Source organism: Candidatus Neomarinimicrobiota bacterium (assembly GCA_041862535.1).
Lineage (GTDB): Bacteria > Fidelibacterota > Marinisomatia > SCGC-AAA003-L08 > TS1B11.
On record JBGVTM010000069.1, the window covers coordinates 1 to 3,009 of the forward strand.

Here is a 3,009-nt window from a genome sequence, read left to right on the forward strand (position 1 = left end):
CCCTGACTCCGCACAAATTGCACCGGTTAGTCGGTCGTGAGCCGGCGGTAGGCAGAGATGTATCACCGGGCAAACTGCGTTTTGGTGCGGGGTGCATAACTGACAGTGATTCTAACGGGGCCAGGCCAGGGGGAAGCTGTCCATTCTGGAGGCTGGGGCGACGTGGCCATCTGCGAACGCGCAGTTGCCTTTGCCGGCGATGCGATTGCCGCTGGGGGCGTTATGGAAACCCGCAATGACATCGGTGAACGTGCCTATACCATCAGGGCCGGGTTTGACCTTCCATGGACTGCCCATTTTCTCCACCCAATTTGGGGCCTCGCTCGTCGGCCAAATGGGGAACAAGGCGGTGTCGTTGAGGCCCTGCGTATTGAAACCGGGTTCGACAAAAGGGCCCTCGTCGGCATATACAAATGTGTTGGCCGGGTCCCTGATGTCCATCAGCTTATGGACAAGCGGCTTGCAGGGGCTGTTCTTCGGGCCAAGATACGCATTCTGGGTGTAGTTCATCCAAGGGTTGTAGTTTGTGACACCGGTAGCTATGTCGTTGTCGAAGTCGCTATGGTTATAACCGGATTTGGCAAGACGTCGGAAGGTCGGGCAGATAAGCGACCGCACATCAGCCAAGTAGCTAAAGAAGGTGCTCCCATATTCCGGGTGGTATTTCAGATTCACATCTTCATTGCACCAGCGGCGATGGGTGCTGACATCCCCCGGCAAGAGACTGTTTGTGTAGAAGTAACAGCTCCGCGGTTCCGCGAATCCATCGTCATGCTCCTGGGCGTACATTTGAACTGCCAGCGTGAAACCTTTGAGGTTTCCCTGACAGGCCGCAGATTGGGCCTGTTCCTTTGCCTTTCGCAGCGCCGGCATTAATATAGCCATAAGAACGGCAATTACAGCAATAACAACAAGAAGTTCTATAAGGGTGAATGCTCGCGGCTTGCTCATGGCTTTTTTCTCCGAAGGATAGCCAAGCCCACTATATGGTTTATTACCACATTCTATATTACCTTGATACGCGATTCAAGTGGAAAATCCAGCACTCTGTCTATAAATAAATGATGGGAGTCATTCTGAGCGCAGCGAAGAATCTCTCGTTCGAAAGCCAGATGCTTCGTCTTTGGCTCAGCATGACAATCCCTGAAATAGCCTGCGACAGAACACTATCCTTAATCTTGACTGCGTGCTCCACTGCAAGGTGTCCTGTGGAGAAAGTCTCTGCGGAAATGCCTTAAACAGTCTTCCTTGGTCCTCTGAAAGAGGTAAATTTTTCCTCTAACTGTCTTGGATTGCCCGCATTTCAAAGGACCCACTCGTACGGATAGATGCGCGCATTTCCGCGGGTTATGACCTTGGGCGCTGAGAAAATCCGCCCAAGCTATGCCGGCGACCCACTTGCCGTCCACAGACTCGCGTACCATCAGGCCTGTCACGGCGTCTCTATCTGAGGTCGGCCATTTCTTCGAAAAAGTCTTGAACATTCCCTTCTTGTCACTGGATCTTTGAATGATGGCGTCCCGAAATGAATTTCTGAAGTGAATCTCTCTATCCTTCAGTAACTCAAGTCCGTTTCTTCCGACAAAATACGTTCTCTTGTGCTCCTCATCGTAGAACCGAGGATTCACAGGGACTCCGGATCTTGCGTAGTCGGGGCTGAGGCAAGGAATGATTGCCGCTGTCTCAGGCCAGTCGTGATTTGATACGTTCGTTACGGTGAGGTTCAAGACGACTCCGTCATTCCGGGCTTCGGCCGTCATCTGCATAGGTTCTGATTTCATCACGGCCTTTTTACCGTCTGCACCCACAACCCAAGGCCATTTGTCCGTTCCGGCTGTGTGCTCTCCAGGTCTTACTGCGTCGAACAGGTTCCACTCGTAGAATCGCAGGTAGATGAACGCCTGCCGGTCGGCAAGAGATTGGACCGTGATTCCCTTGCTCCATTTGGCCAGTCTTATCATTGCTTTACCCGTCGAATCTTCACCGTCGTCAGAAAAGTGTGCCTTATTACTTCCTTTATCTGCAGAGGGGTGGACTGCATTGGGGTATTTGCTTTGCTCGTTGGCAAATGACTTTTCTGGGACCCCCAAACGCATTCTTTCGCGTTTGGGGAACCCCTCGACAATAGCGCCGGTTAGACAAAGGAGCAGCATTGCGAGCTTAGCAACAAGATTTTCTTTGGATTCGGTTCGCATATCGCGTATTTCTCGTATTGTACCATAGTATGAAAGCCGGACGAAGAAAATCGGGGACTTCTGACCGGTCTTTTGCAATTGGCTGCTAATTGATAGTGAAGGTGTTGTCACTCATATCGAATAGGGCCTCATCGGCCGAGCTTTTCACTTTAATGGAATAATCACTGCCCGGCTCAAGGTCCAAACCAACCTCCCATTGGTATGCTCCAGTGCTGGGAGTTGTCCCAATGGTCTGCAGCAACGAGTCACCCTTGTAGAGTTCAATCACAACATCCTCACTCAGATTGTCATACCACAGGATGAAAACCTCCAGGCCGCGCTGCCACTGTTCGCCGCCGTTCGGGACGGTTACCCGGACCATAGGCGGTACGGTCTCGAACGAGCTTGCAGACCAGTCGCTCCTACCGCCTTCGTTCGTCGTGCACACGCGCCAGCAATAGGATGTTCCGGGCTCTATATTCTCAAGGGTATAGCGGGCCTCAGTCAGGCCGGGCTCGTCAACCAGCAGGATGTTAAACTCACAATCGGTCGCCAATTGAAGCTGATAGGACCTGGCAAATCCCCTGGGTGTCCACTCAAGAGAAACGGGCAGTTCCGGATTAACAGAGCCCTGGTCTTGCGGCTGTAGCAGAATCGGAGGCAACGGCACCTCTTGCAGATCAGGATAGCAAAAGATGAATTCGCCGAATCGGGTCATGGTGGTTCTTAACTGTCCGGTAACAGGATTGTATGAAGTAGGCAGGGGGATGAACAAACCGTGACCCGTAAATTCCCGATGGTATATGGTTAATATGTTTGGGTCAGTAAAGCTAAA

The 3,009-nt window shown here is 51.9% G+C and carries 3 protein-coding genes; all 3 read right to left on the reverse strand.

Features of this window, described 5'->3' with window-relative positions:
* Positions 1 to 111: 111 nt before the first annotated feature.
* The gene (locus ACETWG_02965; protein ID MFB0515550.1) at positions 112 to 951 is read right to left on the reverse strand and encodes a type II secretion system protein; all 840 of its coding nucleotides are present in this window, start codon (positions 949 to 951) and stop codon (positions 112 to 114) included.
* A 221-nt stretch (positions 952 to 1,172) separates the two neighbouring features.
* The gene (locus ACETWG_02970; protein MFB0515551.1) at positions 1,173 to 2,195 is read right to left on the reverse strand and encodes a hypothetical protein; all 1,023 of its coding nucleotides are present in this window, start codon (positions 2,193 to 2,195) and stop codon (positions 1,173 to 1,175) included.
* A gap of 85 nt (positions 2,196 to 2,280) precedes the next feature.
* On the reverse strand, positions 2,281 to 3,009 hold a 729-nt coding region (locus ACETWG_02975; GenBank protein MFB0515552.1), incomplete at its 5' end, for a fibronectin type III domain-containing protein.